15 protein-coding genes are annotated in these 16,240 nt (G+C 74.0%); 3 read left to right on the top strand and 12 right to left on the bottom strand.

Annotation, left to right across the window (positions count from 1 at the left end):
• From ACMA1D_RS31240 to ACMA1D_RS31280, 9 genes are all read right to left on the bottom strand, one after another.
• Positions 1–1,472 (bottom strand): amino acid permease (locus ACMA1D_RS31240; protein WP_414727352.1); only part of this gene is annotated, 1,472 nt, incomplete at its 3' end.
• 166 nt (positions 1,473–1,638) lie between these two features.
• On the bottom strand, positions 1,639–3,867 hold the full coding sequence (locus ACMA1D_RS31245; RefSeq protein WP_414727353.1) for a bifunctional serine/threonine-protein kinase/ABC transporter substrate-binding protein: 2,229 nt from the start codon (positions 3,865–3,867) through the stop codon (positions 1,639–1,641).
• A gap of 2 nt (positions 3,868–3,869) precedes the next feature.
• Positions 3,870–6,179 carry a bifunctional serine/threonine-protein kinase/ABC transporter substrate-binding protein gene (locus ACMA1D_RS31250; RefSeq protein WP_414727354.1) on the bottom strand — a complete coding sequence of 770 codons (2,310 nt, stop codon included), beginning with the start codon at positions 6,177–6,179 and terminating at the stop codon, positions 3,870–3,872.
• Between the two features lie 97 nt (positions 6,180–6,276).
• Positions 6,277–7,101 carry a hypothetical protein gene (locus ACMA1D_RS31255; RefSeq protein WP_414727355.1) on the bottom strand — a complete coding sequence of 275 codons (825 nt, stop codon included), beginning with the start codon at positions 7,099–7,101 and terminating at the stop codon, positions 6,277–6,279.
• A 133-nt stretch (positions 7,102–7,234) separates the two neighbouring features.
• On the bottom strand, positions 7,235–7,771 hold the full coding sequence (locus ACMA1D_RS31260; RefSeq protein WP_414727356.1) for a flavoprotein: 537 nt from the start codon (positions 7,769–7,771) through the stop codon (positions 7,235–7,237).
• 198 nt (positions 7,772–7,969) lie between these two features.
• Positions 7,970–8,170: a hypothetical protein gene (locus ACMA1D_RS31265; RefSeq protein WP_349994702.1), complete on the bottom strand. Its 201-nt coding sequence runs from the start codon at positions 8,168–8,170 to the stop codon at positions 7,970–7,972.
• Positions 8,171–8,395: 225 nt separating this feature from the next.
• Positions 8,396–8,938 (bottom strand): DUF2165 domain-containing protein, encoded by a 543-nt coding sequence (locus ACMA1D_RS31270; RefSeq protein WP_414727357.1) that lies wholly within the window; start codon positions 8,936–8,938, stop codon positions 8,396–8,398.
• 161 nt (positions 8,939–9,099) lie between these two features.
• Positions 9,100–9,873: an SDR family NAD(P)-dependent oxidoreductase gene (locus tag ACMA1D_RS31275; protein ID WP_414727358.1), complete on the bottom strand. Its 774-nt coding sequence runs from the start codon at positions 9,871–9,873 to the stop codon at positions 9,100–9,102.
• Positions 9,874–10,008: 135 nt separating this feature from the next.
• Complete coding sequence (locus tag ACMA1D_RS31280) at positions 10,009–10,476, bottom strand: Rrf2 family transcriptional regulator (protein WP_414727359.1); 468 nt, start codon at positions 10,474–10,476, stop codon at positions 10,009–10,011.
• Positions 10,477–10,837: 361 nt separating this feature from the next.
• Between ACMA1D_RS31280 and ACMA1D_RS31285 the strand changes: the two genes are divergently transcribed.
• Positions 10,838–11,872: a phosphatidylinositol-specific phospholipase C domain-containing protein gene (locus tag ACMA1D_RS31285; RefSeq protein ID WP_414727360.1), complete on the top strand. Its 1,035-nt coding sequence runs from the start codon at positions 10,838–10,840 to the stop codon at positions 11,870–11,872.
• A gap of 76 nt (positions 11,873–11,948) precedes the next feature.
• On the opposite strand, the gene ACMA1D_RS31290 is transcribed toward ACMA1D_RS31285, so the two are convergent.
• Both ACMA1D_RS31290 and ACMA1D_RS31295 read right to left on the bottom strand, forming a co-directional pair.
• On the bottom strand, positions 11,949–12,167 hold the full coding sequence (locus ACMA1D_RS31290) for a dodecin (protein WP_414727361.1): 219 nt from the start codon (positions 12,165–12,167) through the stop codon (positions 11,949–11,951).
• A gap of 139 nt (positions 12,168–12,306) precedes the next feature.
• The gene (locus tag ACMA1D_RS31295) at positions 12,307–12,780 is read right to left on the bottom strand and encodes a universal stress protein (RefSeq protein WP_414727362.1); all 474 of its coding nucleotides are present in this window, start codon (positions 12,778–12,780) and stop codon (positions 12,307–12,309) included.
• A 524-nt stretch (positions 12,781–13,304) separates the two neighbouring features.
• On the opposite strand from ACMA1D_RS31295, the gene ACMA1D_RS31300 reads away from it, so the two are divergent.
• Both ACMA1D_RS31300 and ACMA1D_RS31305 read left to right on the top strand, forming a co-directional pair.
• The gene (locus tag ACMA1D_RS31300) at positions 13,305–13,973 is read left to right on the top strand and encodes a DedA family protein (RefSeq protein ID WP_414727363.1); all 669 of its coding nucleotides are present in this window, start codon (positions 13,305–13,307) and stop codon (positions 13,971–13,973) included.
• A gap of 228 nt (positions 13,974–14,201) precedes the next feature.
• Positions 14,202–15,053, top strand: a complete 852-nt coding sequence (locus ACMA1D_RS31305) for a metallophosphoesterase family protein (protein WP_414727364.1) — start codon at positions 14,202–14,204, stop codon at positions 15,051–15,053.
• Between the two features lie 72 nt (positions 15,054–15,125).
• Here the strand turns inward: ACMA1D_RS31305 and egtD are convergent, their stop codons facing one another.
• Complete coding sequence (gene egtD / locus ACMA1D_RS31310; RefSeq protein WP_414727365.1) at positions 15,126–16,091, bottom strand: L-histidine N(alpha)-methyltransferase; 966 nt, start codon at positions 16,089–16,091, stop codon at positions 15,126–15,128.
• Positions 16,092–16,240: the final 149 nt, after the last annotated feature.

A 16,240-nucleotide genomic window follows, 5' to 3' on the forward strand; every position in this document is an offset into this window, starting at 1 on the left:
GGCGCGCCCCGCCCCTCGCCCGCGGGCCCGCCCGGCCCCGCGCCGCCCGCCGGGGGCGGCCCCGAGCGCGCCATCTCGGAATGCCGGTAGGAGTAGCCGAAGTACACGATCAGCCCCAGCGCGAACCACGCCGCGAAGCGCACCCAGGTCTGCCACTGGAGATAGGTGGTCAGCCAGACGGAGGCGGCCACCCCGATCAGCGGCACGAGCGGCATACCCGGGCAGCGGAAGGTGCGCGGCAGGTCGGGGCGCCGGTAGCGCAGGGAGATCACCGCGACGCACACGACGGTGAAGGCCAGCAGGATGCCGATGTTGGTGAGCTCGGCCGCCTCACCGATCTTGACGAACCCGGCGATGCCCGCCGACGCCACGCCCACGATCCAGGTCACCCGGGTGGGCACCTTCCGGGTCGGGTGCGTCTTGGCGAACCACTTGGGCAGCAGCCCGTCCCGGCTCATCGAGAACCACACCCGCGTCACCCCGAGCATGAAGGTGAACATCACGGTGAGGATGCCGATGATCGCCCCCACCGCGATCACGTCCGCGATGCCGCTGAGCCCCACCGACTTGAAGGCCGTGGAGAACCCGCTCTCCTTGTCCACCTCCGTGTAGTTCTGCATGCCCGTCAGGACCAGGCAGGCCAGCACGTAGAGCACCATCGAAATGCCCAGCGAGTACAGGATCGCCTTGGGCATGTGCCGCTGCGAGTCCTTCGACTCCTCGGCCGCCGTACTCATCGCGTCATAGCCGAACACGGCGAAGAACACCGTGGCCGCACCGGTGAACGCACCCCCCACCCCGTACGGGAAGAACGGCGAGTAGTTGCCGGAATCGATGTGGAAGAAGCCCACCACGATCACCAGCAGCACCACCAGCACCTTCAACACCACGACGACCATCTCGAAGCGGGCCGCGCTCTTGATGCCGAGATTCAACAGGTACGCCACGAACAGGCACAGCACCAGCGCGAACAGGTCCACCTTGTGGCCCTCGCCGGTGCCCGGTGCACCCAGCATCCAGTTCGGTAGGTCCGCCCCCATCTCCTCCACGAGGAAGGAGAAGTAGCCGGAGATGCCGATGGCGACCACCGCGATGATCGCCGTGTACTCAAGGAGCAGGTCCCAGCCGATGAACCAGCCCACCAGCTCCCCGAGCACCGCATAGCCGTAGGTGTAGGCGGAACCCGCCTTCGGGATGAGCCCGGCGAACTCCGCGTACGAGAAGGCCGCGGCAGCGCTCGCCACGCCCGCGATCAGGAACGAGATCAGGACCGCGGGGCCTGCCGTGCCGTTGGCGACGGTGCCCGCCAGGGCGAAGATGCCGGCGCCGATGATGCCGCCGACGCCGATCGCCGTCAGTTGCCACAGGCCCAGGCTCCGGCTGAGCTGCTCGCTCGCGGCGCCCTCGGGCTCTTCGATGTGCGCAATGGGTTTGCGACGCAGTACGCCGTACCCAGGTCGGAGTCTGGCCATGAGGTGTCCTCTCCGCCGATAGCTGACGGCGGATCATGATGGCCCAACACCGGGAGGGACGAAAGACACCGCTCCGGACCAATTCCGGCGCCGCCACGCGCCGCCGCCCGCCCCCGGCGCGGCACCACCGGGCGCCCGCCGCCTTCCGGACCCCGGCCGGGCGCCGTCAGCCCCGGCGGGACTTGGTGGCTTCCTCGTACGTCCCCAGGAAGCGGAACCGGCCGTCGACCACCCGGGAGAGGTACAACCCAGCCTCCGAGACCACTCCGCTGTCCGGGTCGAACCTGAATTCCTTGGTGATCCCCCGGTACGCCGTCCGCGGCAGCCGCCCGATCAGCGCCTCCCGCTCCGCCCCCGTACCCGCCACGCCCCGCAGCCCGCGCGCCACCAGCCCCACCACGTCGTACGCCTCGGCCGCATAGCGCGGCGGTGCGGTGCCGTACCGGCTGCGGTAGCCGGCGGCGAACGCCTTCGTCCGTGCGTACGCGGACGCGTCCACGAAGGCCGAGCTCAGGTACCAGCCCTCCGCCGCCGCCCCGGCCTCCCGCAGGAAACGCGGCTCCCGCACCGGTTGCAGCGCCATCCGGTCCCCGTCGAACCCCACCCGCCGCAACTCCCGGGCCACCGCGACCGCACCCGGCAGCAACCCCAGGTAGGCGATCGCGTCGACCCGGTACGCCAACAGCTCGGCCACCGGCGCGCGCACGTCCGTGGCGCCGCGGGCGACGGTGACCGTGAGCGGCGGCGTGGGATAGCTGTCGCTGGTGAGCGCGGCGGCGAAGTCCCGGGCGGCCTGCCAACTCAGATCGCCGGCATTGCGGTCGTCGATGACCCCCACCACCGTGCCGCGCGCCCGATCGCGCTGCCGGGTGCGCCGGCCGACCTGCGCCAGCAGCGGGAGGATCAGCCTCGTGTCGCCGGCCCGGCTGGCCAGGTAGTTGCGGTACTCGACGTGGGAGACCGTGTCCGCGCCCAACGAGACGCTGACCAACGCCAGCCGGGCGGTGTGGTAGGGGCCGGCGACGGCGCTCGCCACCGCGTCGCTCGTCGGCCCGATCACCGCCAACACGCCCTTGTCGGCGCCCAGTTGACCTGCTACCTCGCGGGCCCGATCGAGCCGGCCCGCATCATCGCGCACCCGCAGCGCCAAGGTGAACGGCCGGTCGGCACGGGCGTTGAAGTCCGCCACCGCTAGCTGCGCGCCCCGCTCCAGCGCCCGGCCGAGCGTCGCGCCGGGCCCGGAGAGGTCGGCTTGCAGCCCGATGGTGTGGCGCGGCACGCTGCCGGCCCTGGCGCCGGAGCCGCGCCCGCCGTCGCCGCGCAGCGCGGCCCACGTCCCGAGCCCGCCCGCCACCAGCACCCCGCCCGCCGATGCGAACGCCAGCAGCCGCCGGCGACCGGGACCGGTAGCGGTCCCCGGGCCGTCGCCGGCGGCACCGGCCTCGGGCGACTGCGCGACCTGCGCCACCTCGCCGGGAACCTGCACGGTCGCCTCGACGGCGGGCAGGGCGAGCAGTTCGGTCGAGCGGCCGGCGATCAGCCGGATCACCGGCTCGGGCAGCCACGGCGCGCCTTCGCCCTCGCCCGGCAGTCCGACGGCCAGCCGTTCGCCGAGTTCGGCGGCGGTCGGGCGGCGCGCCGGGTCCTTGTCCAGACAGGCCCCCAGCAGGGGAAGCAGCCCCTCGGGCACGCCGCGCAGATCGGCCTCGGCGTGCACCGTCCGGTAGAGCATCGCCGCCGGCGAGCCGGCCCCGAACGGCCGGCGCCCACTGGTCGCGAAGACCAGCACGCAGCCGAGCGAGAACACGTCGCTGGCCGGCCCCACCACGGGTCCGTGCGCGCGGGCCTGCTCGGGCGAGAGGAAGCCGGGGGAGCCGATCACCATGTTGAGGCCGGTCAGCGCCGTGTCCTGGGCGGAGCGCGCGATGCCGAAGTCGATGAGCCGCGGGCCGTCGAGCGCCAGCAGGATGTTGCCTGGCTTGACGTCCCGGTGCACGAGGTCGGCCGCGTGCACGGCCGCCAGCGCCTCCGCGAGCCGCACCCCGAGCTGTCGCGCGTACGGCTCCGTCAGCGGCCCGAAGGCGGCCACCGCCTCGCCGAGCGCCGGGCCCGGGACGTACGCGGTGGCCAGCCACGGCGTGTCGCTCTCGGTCTCCGCGTCGGTGACCGCTGCGACCCACGGGCTGCGCACCCGGCGCGCGGCGGCCACCTCTCGGCGGAACCGCACCCGGAAGGACGGGTCGTCGACCCGATCCGCGAGGATCACCTTGATCGCCACCAGGCCGCCCCCGGACGAGCGGCCGAGGTAGACCACGCCCATGCCGCCGGCGCCGAGCCGACGCAGCAGCCGGTAGCCGCCGATGTGCGACGGATCGGTCGGACGCAGCGGTTCCACGGCTAGCCCTCCCCGAGGGGCGCGGCGCCGACGAAGGCGAACCGGCCGCGCTTGACCCGGTAGAAGAAGGTGCCGTCCGAACCTTTGAAGTCGCCGTCCTCCGCGGCGAACGCGATCTTCTTGGAGATCCCGTCGAAGTGGGCGGCACGCAGCGCGTCGAGCACCGCCTTGCGCGTCGGCGGGCGGGCACCGGCCCCCGCCAGGAGCTTGGACAGCACCCGGATCACCAACCGGGCCGCGTCGTACGCCTCCACCGCCTGGTAGGGCGGCGCGGTGGCGAACCGCTTGCGGTAGGCCGCGACGAAGGGCGCCGCCGCCGGCGTGTCGGCCGGGTCGATGAACGTGGAGGTCAGCACCCAGCCCTCGGCCGCGGAACCGGCCTCCTTCAGGAACAGCGGGTCCAGCACGGCCTGGGTGGCGATCCGCGGGCCGGTGAACCCGGTCTGCTGCGCCGCGCGCGCGACCCGGGCCGCCCCGAGCGCCTTGCCGCCGAAGACGAGCGAGTCGACGCGCTGGGCGAGCAGGGAGCGCACGATCGACCCGTAGTCATCGGAACCGGCCCGCAACACCCGGGGCACCACCTCGCACTTCGGCACCAGCCGCAGCGAACCGGCCACCGCCCGGGTGGTCGCCCAACTGTAGTTGTCGGCCTTGCGGTCATCGATGAGACCGGTTCGCCGGGCCGGGGCGCCGCTCGTCAGGTACGGGACGATGGGCAGCGCGTGGAGGGCGTCGCCGGGGCGGGCCAGCAGCAGCGACCTGGTGGGTGCGCCGTTCGGGCGCACCGTGCCCAGCGCGACGGCCACCGCGGCCAACAGCGCCTGGTCGTAGACCTCGACGGCCGACACCGCCACGTCGTCAACGCCGGGCCCGATCACGGCCAGCACCGAGCGGTCGTCGACCAGTTCGGCCGCCGCCGTGCCGGCCCGGTCCGCCCGCCCGCCGTCGTCGACCGTCTTCAGCCGCAGCGCGAACCGCCGGCCGCGGCCCGCGTTGAACTCCTCGATCGCCAACTGCACCCCGGTGCGCTGCGCCTTGCCCCAGGCGGCCTGGGCGCCGCTGAAGTCGCTGTGCACACCGATCGTGTACGCGGGAAGGCCCGGCCCGTGGTCGGCAGCATCGGCCGACCCGCGCCGGGCCGCCCAGGCGGCCAGACCGCCCCCACCGGCCAGCACCACGGCTCCCGACGCGGCGAACAGCCAGCGCCGCGAGCGCGCCGCGGGTGCGGTGGGTGCGGCCTTCGCGGCCGGGCCCGCTTCGGACGCCGGCTGGGGCGGGGCGTCCTCGACCTGGTCCGCTGCCGTCGCGGTGAGCTCGCCGGCCCGGCCGCGGAGCTCGCCCCCTGCCTTCGCTCCGTCCTCTTCGTGCAGCCTCTGTTGAACTTCCTGCGCGTCCTGCTCATCCCGATCGCCTTGCTGATCGGGCAGGGCCAGCAGGGCGATGGAGCGGCTGGCGACCAGGTGGACGACGTGCGCCGGCAGCCAGTCCTCGGTGTCCGCCCGGCGCGGGTCGCGGACCAGGGCGCGGCGCAGCGCGGTGGCGGTCGGGCGGCGCAGCGGGTCCTTGTCGAGACAGCGCCCGAGCAGCGGCAGCAGGCCCTCGGGCACACCGGCCAGGTCGGGCCGGTCGTGCACGGTGCGGTAGAGCAGCGCCGCCGGTTCGCCGGCGCCGAACGGGGCCCGGCCGCTGGCCGCGTAGGCGAGCACGGCGCCGAGCGAGAACACGTCGCTGGGCGGCCCGATCGCGGAGCCCGCGGCCTGCGCCTGCTCGGGGGAGAGGAAGCCGGGCGAGCCGATCACCATGTCGGTGGTGGTGATGGCGGTGTCGTCCAGGGCGCGGGCGATGCCGAAGTCGATCAGCCGCGGCCCGTCCAGGGCGAGTAGCACGTTCCCCGGCTTGACGTCCCGGTGCACGAGCCCGGCCCCGTGTACCGCCTCCAACGCCTCGGCCAGCATGTGCCCCAGCGCCCGCACCCCGTCGACCGGCAGCGGGCCGTAGCGGCCGACCACCTCGCCGAGAGCGGGGCCCGGCACGTAGCCGGAGGCGAGCCAGGGCGCGGCGGACTCGGTGTCGGCGTCGGCGAGGGGCACCGCCCACCGGCTGCTGACCCGCCGGGCGGCGGCCACCTCGCGTCGGAACCTGGCGCGGAAGCCCGGGTCGTCCGCGTACTCCGGCCTGATCACCTTCAGCGCGAGCAGCGCCCCGCCCGGTGAGCGGGCGAGGTAGACCACGCCCATGCCGCCCGCGCCGAGGCGGCCCAGGAGACGGTGGTCGGCGATCCGCGGCGGATCGTCGGAACGTAACGGTTGCATGAGCGGGTCCCTTGCCCTCAGGTCACCGAAAGCGGTCACCACAAGCCTTCACCCGTGGCGGGGTGGCCGCGGGCGCCCAGCAGCGTGGGGCGCCCGACTAGGCCAGTTCGCGCTTGACGTTCGTGGCCAACTCGGACAACGAGACGGCCATCGTCTTCTCCAGGACGCCGCTGGCGAAGCCCTTGCCGCCAAGGATCGTCACCGATGTGGTGATCGTGCCGAGCCGGCTGGTGCCCCAGACGTACGGGGTGGATTCACCCGTGCCGTGGTCGGTGTAGGTGCCCATTTCCCAGACCTGGTCGTCGGTGGTCCGCTGCCCGCGCTTGCCCCACGGATTGCTGGCCGATATCAGGTCGGTGACCTCTTCGTCGGCGCTCAACTGCTGCCTGGGACAGCGCAGCACCTCCTCCAGGGTGGTGGCGAGCTCCTGGTCGGCGCTGTCCACGTCCCGGTGCACGGAGATGACCGAGACCACCTCGACCGCGCCCTTGCCGCCCTGCGCCGGCAGCACGCTGTGCTGGGCCAGGCTGGTCAGTACCCGGGGCGGTAGGGCGGCGCGCTGCCACACGCACCGCGAGTCCAGTACCGCCCAGCGGCGCGGGTCGTCCTCGAACGGCTCCCCGCGGGTGAAGCCGGGGCCGAACTTGCTTGGTTCCAGGGCGATCCGGCGCGCCATCCGCAGCGCGCCCGCGGTGTCGGTGGGGAACCGGCTGGGGCGCAGCGTGTAGTCAGGGGCGGTCGGTCGCGGGCTCGGCTTCGTCCTGGCCACCGGGTCCTGACCGGGCGGCGCGGCCTCCGAACCGGGTCGGCGGCTGTCCGACGACGTGCCGTCCGGCGTGCCGCCTCCCGCGGAACACCCCACCACCAGCAGCAGCGCAGCCCCCACGCCCAGCACCGCCCGAACGGACCTGTGCACACTCACCGTTCGCCCCTCCCCAAGGCCGAAACCGTGGCCCCACTCTATGACCACCCACTGACAGCCGGGCCCCTCGTGCGCCCTTCGCCCCGGCCAGGACCCCCCGCCGCCCGGGCCGGCCTGCGGGCCGGGGGGCTCGCTAGGGGAGCGCGGGCAGGGCCGCGACGGCCCGGTCCCACGGGTACGCCGCGGGGTCACCCTGCTTCGGCGGACGCGGCTCGTACCCGTCGGGCCCGAGCAGCACCCTGACGCCCTGCGCCCGCAGCGTCTCCACGCTGCGCGGCACCGCGGGCTGCGCCGCCTGGGCCTGGTTGAAGCACGGCATGGCCACGACGGGCACGCCCAGGTGGACGCCTTCCGACACGAGGCCGATGGCCAGGGTGTCGGCGATGCCCGCCGCCCACTTGTTGAGGCTGGTGCAGCTCAGCGGCGCGATGAGCATGGCGTCGGCGGACGGCAGTACGTCCGGCTCGGTGGGCAGCTTGTAGTGGGAGCGGACCGGATGTCCCGTCAGCTCGGCCAACTCCGGCAGCCGCGGCTCCCACCAGCGGGCGGCCGACGGGGTCAACACCAGGCAGGTGTCCCAACCGGCCTGTTGGGCCGTGCGGATGCCCGCATCGACGTACTGGGTGGGTCCCGCCGCGCAGGCGATGAGGTACAAGACGCGTCGTGTCATGCCCGGAGTCCACAATGCCGGGCCCGGCCGTGCAACTCCCCACAGCCGTGGGGCGGGAGGCCGATCCGCACGGTGCGCGTACGCCGGGGCCACGGGGCCGGCCGCGCCCCGTCCACCCGCTGGCACAGCAGGGGCGCCGGCCCGTACGCCGGCCGGCGCCCCCGATCGATCACGGCTCGCCCGTGCCCCGCTGCGGGCTCAGTCGACCGTGCTGGTGCGGCCGAGCAGGGCCGCGTGCTCCAGTACGTCCTCCATCGGGTCGTCGATCTGGCCGGTGGAGATCAACGCCATGCGCGGGGCGTTGTGCGAGTTGCTGTGCGTCTCGTCGGCGTGTGCGATCCCGGCCGGCAGCGCGGAGGCCAGGAGCGTCGCCCCCGCCGCTGACAGCTTCCTCGGCATGTTCCACATGATGGCGTCTCCTCGCCTCGGCGGTGCGTCGGACCTGCGGTGGTCCTGCGTCGCCCTACGTATCCGCCCGGGCGGCGCCGAGGTCACGGCGCGGCCCCCGGCATCATCCGAACCGGGGCCGCGAGGAGGGGCGGCCCGGCCCGGCGCCCGGCCCGGCCACGCAGGCGGCTCACACGCACCAGGCCACCGCCCGCCCGTTGCTCGCCCACGTCGTTGTCAGCCCTGCTCTCCACCCCGCGGCCCGTCCTGCGTCCGCTCGTCCCGCAGCGGCAGGTGGACCACCAGCAGGGCGACGCCGGCCAGCACCACGCTCCGGGTGGCCGCGTCCAACCCGTTCCAGTCCTCGGACTGCCACATCGCGAACCACTCGCCGCCGACACCGATGAAGCCACCGCCGAACAGCACCAGCACCATCACCAACCCCCACGTGCTGCACGTACGGGCCGACTCCACCGGGCCGCCGCGTAACCCGCGCGCCCACCGCACCGTGGCCAGGCCAAGGAGCAGGGCGGACACCGCCTCCCAGCAGATGATCGCGACGTACGCGGCGTCCTGGAGTGGGCGCGAGGTGATCGCGCGCCACATCAGGTCCTCGTCCTTGAAGGTGGTGTCCATCGCCAGGACGTGGCGGACGAACTCCCGGTTGGTGCCGAAGTCGGTGATGTTGCCGACGACGACCAGGGCCAGGTAGAGGGCGGTGACCCCGGTCAGTGCGGTGGCTGCGAGCGGGACCGGCCGCAGCCGGCGGGTGACGTTCATGCGTTCCTCCACGTTCGTGAACTCCCGCCCCAGTGTGGCCCGTACGCCACCCGAAGATCAGCCGCCGCTCAACCTCCTGGCCGGGCGGGGAGATGCGACCGGCGCGCACCGCTGCCGGGCCGGCGGGCGGCTTGCGGCCCAGCGGGGCTGGCGCCCTGCGCTCAGAGGGACTTGAGCAGTCCGCCGTCGACCACCAGGTCCGCGCCACTCATGTTGGCGACCTGCCCGGAGGCGAGGAACACCACGAGCGCCGCGATCTCCGCCGGTTCGGTGAACCGACCGGTCGACGCGCCGAGGAAGGCCGGCAACTCCTGTGGCGACAGCCCGACCCGCCGGGCCAGCGCCGCCCCGGGCCCGTCGGGCGAGGTCCACACGTCCGTACGGACCGGGCCCGGCGAGATGGTGTTGACCCGCAACCCGCTGGGCCCGAACTCCTCTGCGAGCGCCTTGCCGAGGTTGGACAGCGCCGCCTTGGCCGCCGACTGGGCGACCAGCCTGGGCTGCGGCAGCCTGGCGTTGACCGAACTGATGTTGACCACCGCGCCGCGCCGCTCCAGCAGGCTCGGCAGCGCCGCCCGGGTGGCGCGGACCGCCGCCATCAGCGTCAGGTCGAAGGTGTGGAGCCAGGCCGCGTCGTCGAGTTGGGCGAAGCCGCCGGGCGGTGACGAGACGCCCGCCACGTTGTTGACCAGCAGATCGATCCCGGCGTGGCGGCTTAGCGCGTACTGAACCAGTCGTGCGGGGCCCTCCGCGGTGCCGAGGTCCACCTCCAGGGCGTCCGGTGTCAGGTCCGTCAGCGCATCGGTGACGGTGCGGCTTCCCGCGACGACCGCGTACCCGTCGTCGACGAGCGCGCGTACGGTCGCGAGTCCGATGCCCCGCCCGGCTCCCGTCACCACCGCGATGCGTGGCTGTCCGGTCGTTGTCGGCGTCATGTCGTACGTCCTCCCTGGTGAACTGCGATCCTCGTGAACCGCAACGTAAACTGAAACCGAAGTGGTTGCAGTTTGGTGCTGAGTGGAGAGCGGAGGGGTTGCCTCCGGCCTGTGTGGTCGGTGGTGCGGGGTGGGTCAGTGGGCGTCGGTCGGGGGAGCGGTGGAGAGTTCCCGCTCGACCGTGTGCACCCGGTGCAGCAGATGGGCGATGGTGGTGCGGCCCAGGCGCTGCCGCAGGGCCTGCTCCGCCGCCTCGAACTCCGTCTCCAGGAGCGCCCGCATGTGGCGTCCGACCTCGCAGTCGGTGCTGGGCGGGTGCGGGTGCCGGGCCAGGATCGGGCCGGACTCCACGGCGGCGAACGCGTCGTAGAGCGTGATCTCGCGGGCGTCGCGGGCCAGTGACCAGCCGCCGCCGCGGCCCTCGACCGACGTCACCAGGCCGGCCTCCCGCAGACTGCCCAGGATGCGCCGCACCAGTACCGGGTTGCTCGCCAGGCTCTCCGCGGCCTCCGCCGACGGCAGCGGGGCCAGCGAGGACTCGGCCCGCCGGGCCAGCAGCGTCAACGCGTGGATGGCCACCGCACTTCTGCTGCTGAGGCTCACGTGCCCCTCCTGTCGCTGTCGGTCGGACGTCGGTCGGTGTGCGGCCAGTCGGGCGGCGCGCCGCCCCGACACTGGCGGGGCGGTGTGTCCGAACGTCGGGGCATCGGCGCCTCGATGCGTCGCTGCGCGAAGTCGTCGGGGTCCCGACGTTCGGGGCGGTCGTCGAGTCCCGGAGTCCGGGACAGGTGAAACTGCAATGAGGTTAGTTGCAGTTCGGTGCGGGGGTCAACGCGACCACCCCCCACCCGGGCCGCCCGCCAGGGCCCACCGCACCACCCGGCCCCGCCCTGGTGGCAGCCGCCGGCCCTCCCGTACGCTGGCGCGCGTTCGGGAGACAGCGGGATGTGACGGGGGAACGGGCATGAGCACAGCGGTAGTTCGGGGTACGGTCACGCTCGCGGCGCTCGCCGGACTGCTCGTCGGGGGCACCGCCCCGGCCGGCGCCGGCGCGGACGCCGATGACCGCGGCTACGCGGCCACCACGTCGGTCGGCGTGCACAACGCGTACGAGAAGAGCAGCTACCCCCGGCTCACCGATGCGCTGGACTCCGGCGCCGCGCTGCTCGAACTGGACGTGTGGACCAATGCGTTCGGGCCGGGCTGGCGGGTCTCGCACAGCAATCCGCTGGGCAACGACAACAACTGCACGGGCGCCGCCTCGGCAGCCGGCCAGCGCACCGACCGCGACCTGCCGGGCTGCCTGGCCGACCTGCGGGCCTGGCACGACGCGCACCCCGGACACCGCCCGCTGCTGATCAAGGTGGAGCTCAAGGACGGCTTCTACGACAAGCGCGACCGCGGGCCCGACGAGTTCGACGCGCTGCTGAACCGGACCCTGGGCGACGCCCTCTACCGGCCCGCCGACCTGACGGGCGACCATGCCACGGCGGACGCGGCGGTGCGCGCGCAGGGCTGGCCGACCAGGAGCGCGCTGGCCGGCAAGTTCCTGATCGAGCTGATCCCGGGCACCGTCGAGGAGAACAACCCGCTCGACAAGCTGTGGACCGACCGCGAGTACGCCACCCACCTGCGCGACCTGGCCGCCCGCGACGAACTCCCGCGCGCCACCGCCTTCCCCGCGGTGCACGGCGCCAGCGCCGGCGACCCGCGCGAGCGGTACGCGGACGCCACGATCCGGCCCTGGTTCGTCCTCTTCGACGGCGACGCGGCCAGCTACGTGCGCCAGAACATCGACACCGCCTGGTACGACCGCAACCACTACCTGCTGGTCATGACGGACGCCCACAAGGTGCCGCCGGCGATCGACGGCACTTCGCCCACGCCGGAGCAGGCCCGTACCCGGGTCGGCGAGCTGGCCACCCGGCACGCGAGCTTCGCCACCGCCGACTGGTACGCCCTGCCGGACGTGCTGGCCACCGTGGTGCCCCGCGGCTGACCCGGCCGCCGGGCCCGGCGGCCGGCGCGCCGCGGCGTCGGCCCCGTAGCGAGCCGGGGCCGGTGGGGCGGGCTGCTCAGTCGGTCGACTCCTCAAGGCGGAAGCCGACCTTGAGCCCCACCTGATAGTGCTGCACCACACCGTCCTCGATCTGTCCGCGCACCTCCTGGACCACGAACCAGTCCAGGTGGCGCACGGTCTGCGCGGCGCGGCTGATGCCGTTGCGGATCGCGGCGTCCACTCCCTCGTGCGACGTGCCGACGATTTCGGTCACCCGGTACGTGTGGTGGGACATGTCGAAAACTCCCCGGTCACTGGGGTGCTGCTCGGTCCACACCACCGTGCCCCACCCGGCCGCCCGGCGCGAGCCGAGCACCCACCACGGCGGCCGGGGCGCCGGCGCGCACCGGGCCGGCTGCGCGCGGCCCGGCGGGTCAGGGGACCACGGTGACCGGCCAGCGCCCCGCCTTGACCAGGCGGATCGCCACCGACCCGACGATCCGGTGGCCGGCCTGCTCGGAGACGCCCACCACCACCGCGTCGGCCTTGAGCCGGTCGGCCACCGCGACCAACCCGCTGTACGGGTCGCCGACGTGGGTGTGGAACTCCCAGCGCACCTCGAAGACGCCGCGCAGCCGCTCGGTGGCCTCCCGCATCTGCCCGATGAGCTCCTCGGCGACTTCGCCGGTGGTGTCGGCCACCGGCGCGCCGAAGGCCGCACTCGCCGGCAGCACCGGTTGCACGTACACCACGGCCAACAGCGCGTTCTGCCGCCTGGCGAGCCCGGCCGCGTAGGCCACCGCCCGCCACGAGGACTGGGAACCGTCCAGACCGGCGACGATGACCTTGGGGCCGTCCGTTCCGCGTTCGAATTCTTGAGGTGCCTTGTCAGGAGTCGTGTCCGCCACGGAGCCGAGGTTAACCGCCAGTAGGTCGGGCTCGGTGACCGGGCGGCCCGCGGCCCGTCCGCAGCACCCCCCGCCCCCGTGCGCCCTCCCGGTGCTGCCGCCCGGCCCGATCCGGACCGCCGCCGTGCAGCGGAGCCGGGGAACGCCCGGCTGGCAGCGGCCGGGCGGCCCCGGGCGGGTCACCCGCCCGGCGGGCGCGCGCGGGCGCACGAGGCCGGCCCGGGGCCCGCCCGACGGCGGCGGTCCGTGAGCCAGGGGAGCGGACGGGGAACGGAAGACGAGCAGCGGGCGGGCGGCGGACGAGCGGCAGATGAGGAACGGGTGCGCGGCCCTCGCCACCGGGGCCGCGGGGAATCAGCAGGCCAGCGGCAGGGAATCTACCGGCCGGGGGTGCGGTGCGCGGCGCCCTCGTCCTGGCAGGGTCGGACGCGCGGCAGAGCGGGGTTGCCCCGGCGACCCGTTCCTTGCCAGCGTTGCCGTACGGGCGTGCCGCCGTGGTGGCGGCACCGAGGAGAGGTGGCCGGATGGACGCCGCACCGCTCGCACCCCCGCTCGCCGCTTGGCCTGCCCTGGCCGGCGGCCTGGAGGGGGAGCTGCCACGGGCCGCGGTGTGGGCGTACGCGCTGCTGATGATCACCACCCTGCCGCCGCTGGTGCCCAATGCGGCCCTGCTGGTGGCCGGCGGGGTGCTGGCCGCCCGCGGCAGCCTGAACCTGGCGCTGGTGCTGCTGGTCGTCGCCGGCAGCGCGCTCCTCGGCGACGGACTGCTGCACTGGTGCGGCAGCCGGTTCAAGGACCGGGTCAACCACTGGGCGGCGCGCACCGCCCGCCGCAAGGCCCTGCTCGCCTGGACGGCCGGGCAGATACGGCAGCACGGGGTGCCGTACGTCGTCGCCGTGCGCTTCCTGCCCAGCGGCCGGCTGATCGGCGGGCTCGGCGCGGGCGCCATCGGCTACCCGCTGCGCCGGTACCTGATCGGTGCCGGCATCGCCGAGTGCATCTGGGCCGGGTACTCGGTCGGCCTCGGCTACCTGGGCAGCGCAGCCGCCCGCGGCGAGCTCCAGGCCATCGCGATCGGCTGCGGCATCTCCGGCGTGGTCGCCGGCGCCACCTCCTACCTCCAGTACCGGGCCCGCCGCAGGTCCGGCCCGGCCGCCCCGCCCCCCGGTGACGGCCCCGGTGAGCAGGGCTGACACCGGCCCAGCAGGTGACCGTCGGCGTTCGCCGCTAACTCCCGCACTATGCGATCCTTTTGGGCAACGGCCGGCTGAACGGCCCCGCTAGAGCACGGTGTGGCGAGAACGGGAGAGACACATGCGCGGTACGCCCGTCGACGACGGCGTAGACATAGAGCAGGTGGCCGGTGTGCCCGGCCGGCCGCACCCGCCGGTGCGGACCGCCGCGACCCCGGGCCCGCGCCAATGACCGCCGGCGCACCGCGAGGCGAGCTCCTCGCCATCAGCGACCTGCACGTCAGCTACGAGGACAACCGCGCCATCACCGAGAAGCTGCGCCCGGGTTCGGACGAGGACTGGCTGATCGTGGCGGGCGACATCGGCGAGGTGTTCGCGGACATCGAGCAGACCCTCAAGCTGCTGAGCGAACGGTTCGCCAAGGTCATCTGGGTGCCGGGCAACCACGAGCTGTGGAGTCACCCCAAGGACGAGGTCGACCTGCGCGGCGTCGCCAGGTACGACGCGCTGGTGGAGATGTGCCGGGGGCTCGGCGTCGCCACCCCCGAGGACCCGTTCCTGGTCTGGGAGGGCGCGTCGGGGCCGGTCACCATCGCCCCGGTGTTCACGCTCTACGACTACACGTTCCGGGCCAACCCCCGGCACACCCAGGAAGAGGCGCTGGCCGCCGCGTACAAGAGCGGTGTCGTCTGCACCGACGAGCACTTCCTGCACCCGGACCCGTACCCCACCAAGGAGGACTGGTGCCGGGCCCGGGTGGCCGAGACCGAGCGGCGGCTGGCCGAGATCGACCCCAAGGCGCCGCCGGTGCTCATCAACCACTGGCCGCTGACCCGGCTGCCCACCGAGGTGCTCTACTACCCGGACTTCGCACTGTGGTGCGGCACCAAGCTCACCGCCGACTGGCACGTGCGGTTCAACGCCGCCGCCGTCATCTACGGGCACCTGCACATCCCGCGGGTGACCACCGAGGACGGGGTGCGCTTCGAGGAGGTCTCGCTCGGCTACCCGCGCGAATGGCGCCGGCGCGGGCTGCGCGAGAACCTGCTGCGCCCGGTGGCGCCGCTCGTCGCGGGCTGACACCTGCGGACGCCTGTTTCGACGCCCGTACGGCCGGGGCCGCTCGCCGGTCCCGGCCGTACGGTCAGCAGGTCACCCCGCCGGCGTGGCCAGCGAGAGGGCGAAGCGGTCCGCCCCGTCCGTCCACCACTGGCGCAGCGCCAGGCCGGCCGCGGCCAGTTCGGTGCTGACGCCCGCCCGCCGGAACTTCGCCGACACCTCGGTGCGCAGCTCCTCGCCGGCGGCGAAGGACACCGCCAGGTCCAGCGCCGGGATCTTGGCGGTCACCGCCGACCTGGCCCGCAACCGCATCTCGATCCACTCCCGCTCCGCGTCCCAGTGCGCGACGTGGTCGAAGTCGGCGGGTTGGAAATCGGCGCCGAGCTCCCGGTTGAGCACCGACAAAACGTTTTTGTTGAACGCCGCAGTCACCCCGGCCGCGTCGTCGTACGCCGCCAACAGCGTCGCCTCCTCCTTGACCAGGTCGGTGCCGAGCAACAGGGCGTCGTCCGGCTCAAGCAGCGTGCGCACCGCGGCCAGGAAGTGCGCCCGCTCGGCCGGCAACAGGTTCCCGATGGTGCCCCCGAGGAAGACCACCAGACGCGGCCCCGGCGTCCGCGGTAGCGCCAGGGCCTGCTGGAAGTCGGCCACCAGCGCGTGCACGGTCAGCCCCGGGCGCTCGGCCAGCAGCGCCTGCCCGGCCAGCTCCAGGGCGCTGGAGCTGACGTCGACCGGGACGTACGCGCGCAAGTCGGGCAGCGCGTCAAGGAGCAGCCGGGTCTTCTCGGACGAGCCCGAACCGAGCTCGACCAGCGTCCGGGCGCCGCTGGCCGCGGCGATCTCCGGGGCCCGGGCGGCCAGGATCTCCCGCTCGGCACGGGTGGGGTAGTACTCGGGCAGTCGGGTGATCTCTTCGAACAGCTCGCTGCCGCGGGCGTCGTAGAACCACTTGGGCGGCAGCCACTTGGGCGCCGCACCCAGCCCGGCGGCGACGTCCGCGCGCAGGGCGGCGGCCGTGGCGTCGACGGGCAGGGTGCGGGTGAGGGCGAACGGGCTCACGAGGAGGACTCCTTGGGCGGGGAGAGGTACAGGGGCGAGATGGCGCGCCCGGACGCCGGGACCGCCGGGTGGTGGGCCGGTACGGGGCCGGCGACCGGCGCGGGGTCACCGGTCGCCCGGGGCGGCTGCTCCGGCGCCCGCGCGGGCCG

Source organism: Streptomyces sp. 796.1 (assembly GCF_047525675.1).
GTDB lineage: Bacteria > Actinomycetota > Actinomycetes > Streptomycetales > Streptomycetaceae > Streptomyces.

Coding starts and splice junctions, on each gene's coding strand:
- ACMA1D_RS31285 (WP_414727360.1), top strand. CDS start 10,838: ATGAGCACAGCGGTAGTTCGGGGTACGGTCACGCTCGCGGCGCTCGCC.
- ACMA1D_RS31270 (WP_414727357.1), bottom strand. CDS start 8,938: ATGAACGTCACCCGCCGGCTGCGGCCGGTCCCGCTCGCAGCCACCGCA.
- ACMA1D_RS31300 (WP_414727363.1), top strand. CDS start 13,305: ATGGACGCCGCACCGCTCGCACCCCCGCTCGCCGCTTGGCCTGCCCTG.
- ACMA1D_RS31260 (WP_414727356.1), bottom strand. CDS start 7,771: ATGACACGACGCGTCTTGTACCTCATCGCCTGCGCGGCGGGACCCACC.
- ACMA1D_RS31250 (WP_414727354.1), bottom strand. CDS start 6,179: ATGCAACCGTTACGTTCCGACGATCCGCCGCGGATCGCCGACCACCGT.
- ACMA1D_RS31275 (WP_414727358.1), bottom strand. CDS start 9,873: ATGACGCCGACAACGACCGGACAGCCACGCATCGCGGTGGTGACGGGA.
- ACMA1D_RS31305 (WP_414727364.1), top strand. CDS start 14,202: ATGACCGCCGGCGCACCGCGAGGCGAGCTCCTCGCCATCAGCGACCTG.
- ACMA1D_RS31290 (WP_414727361.1), bottom strand. CDS start 12,167: ATGTCCCACCACACGTACCGGGTGACCGAAATCGTCGGCACGTCGCAC.
- ACMA1D_RS31265 (WP_349994702.1), bottom strand. CDS start 8,170: ATGCCGAGGAAGCTGTCAGCGGCGGGGGCGACGCTCCTGGCCTCCGCG.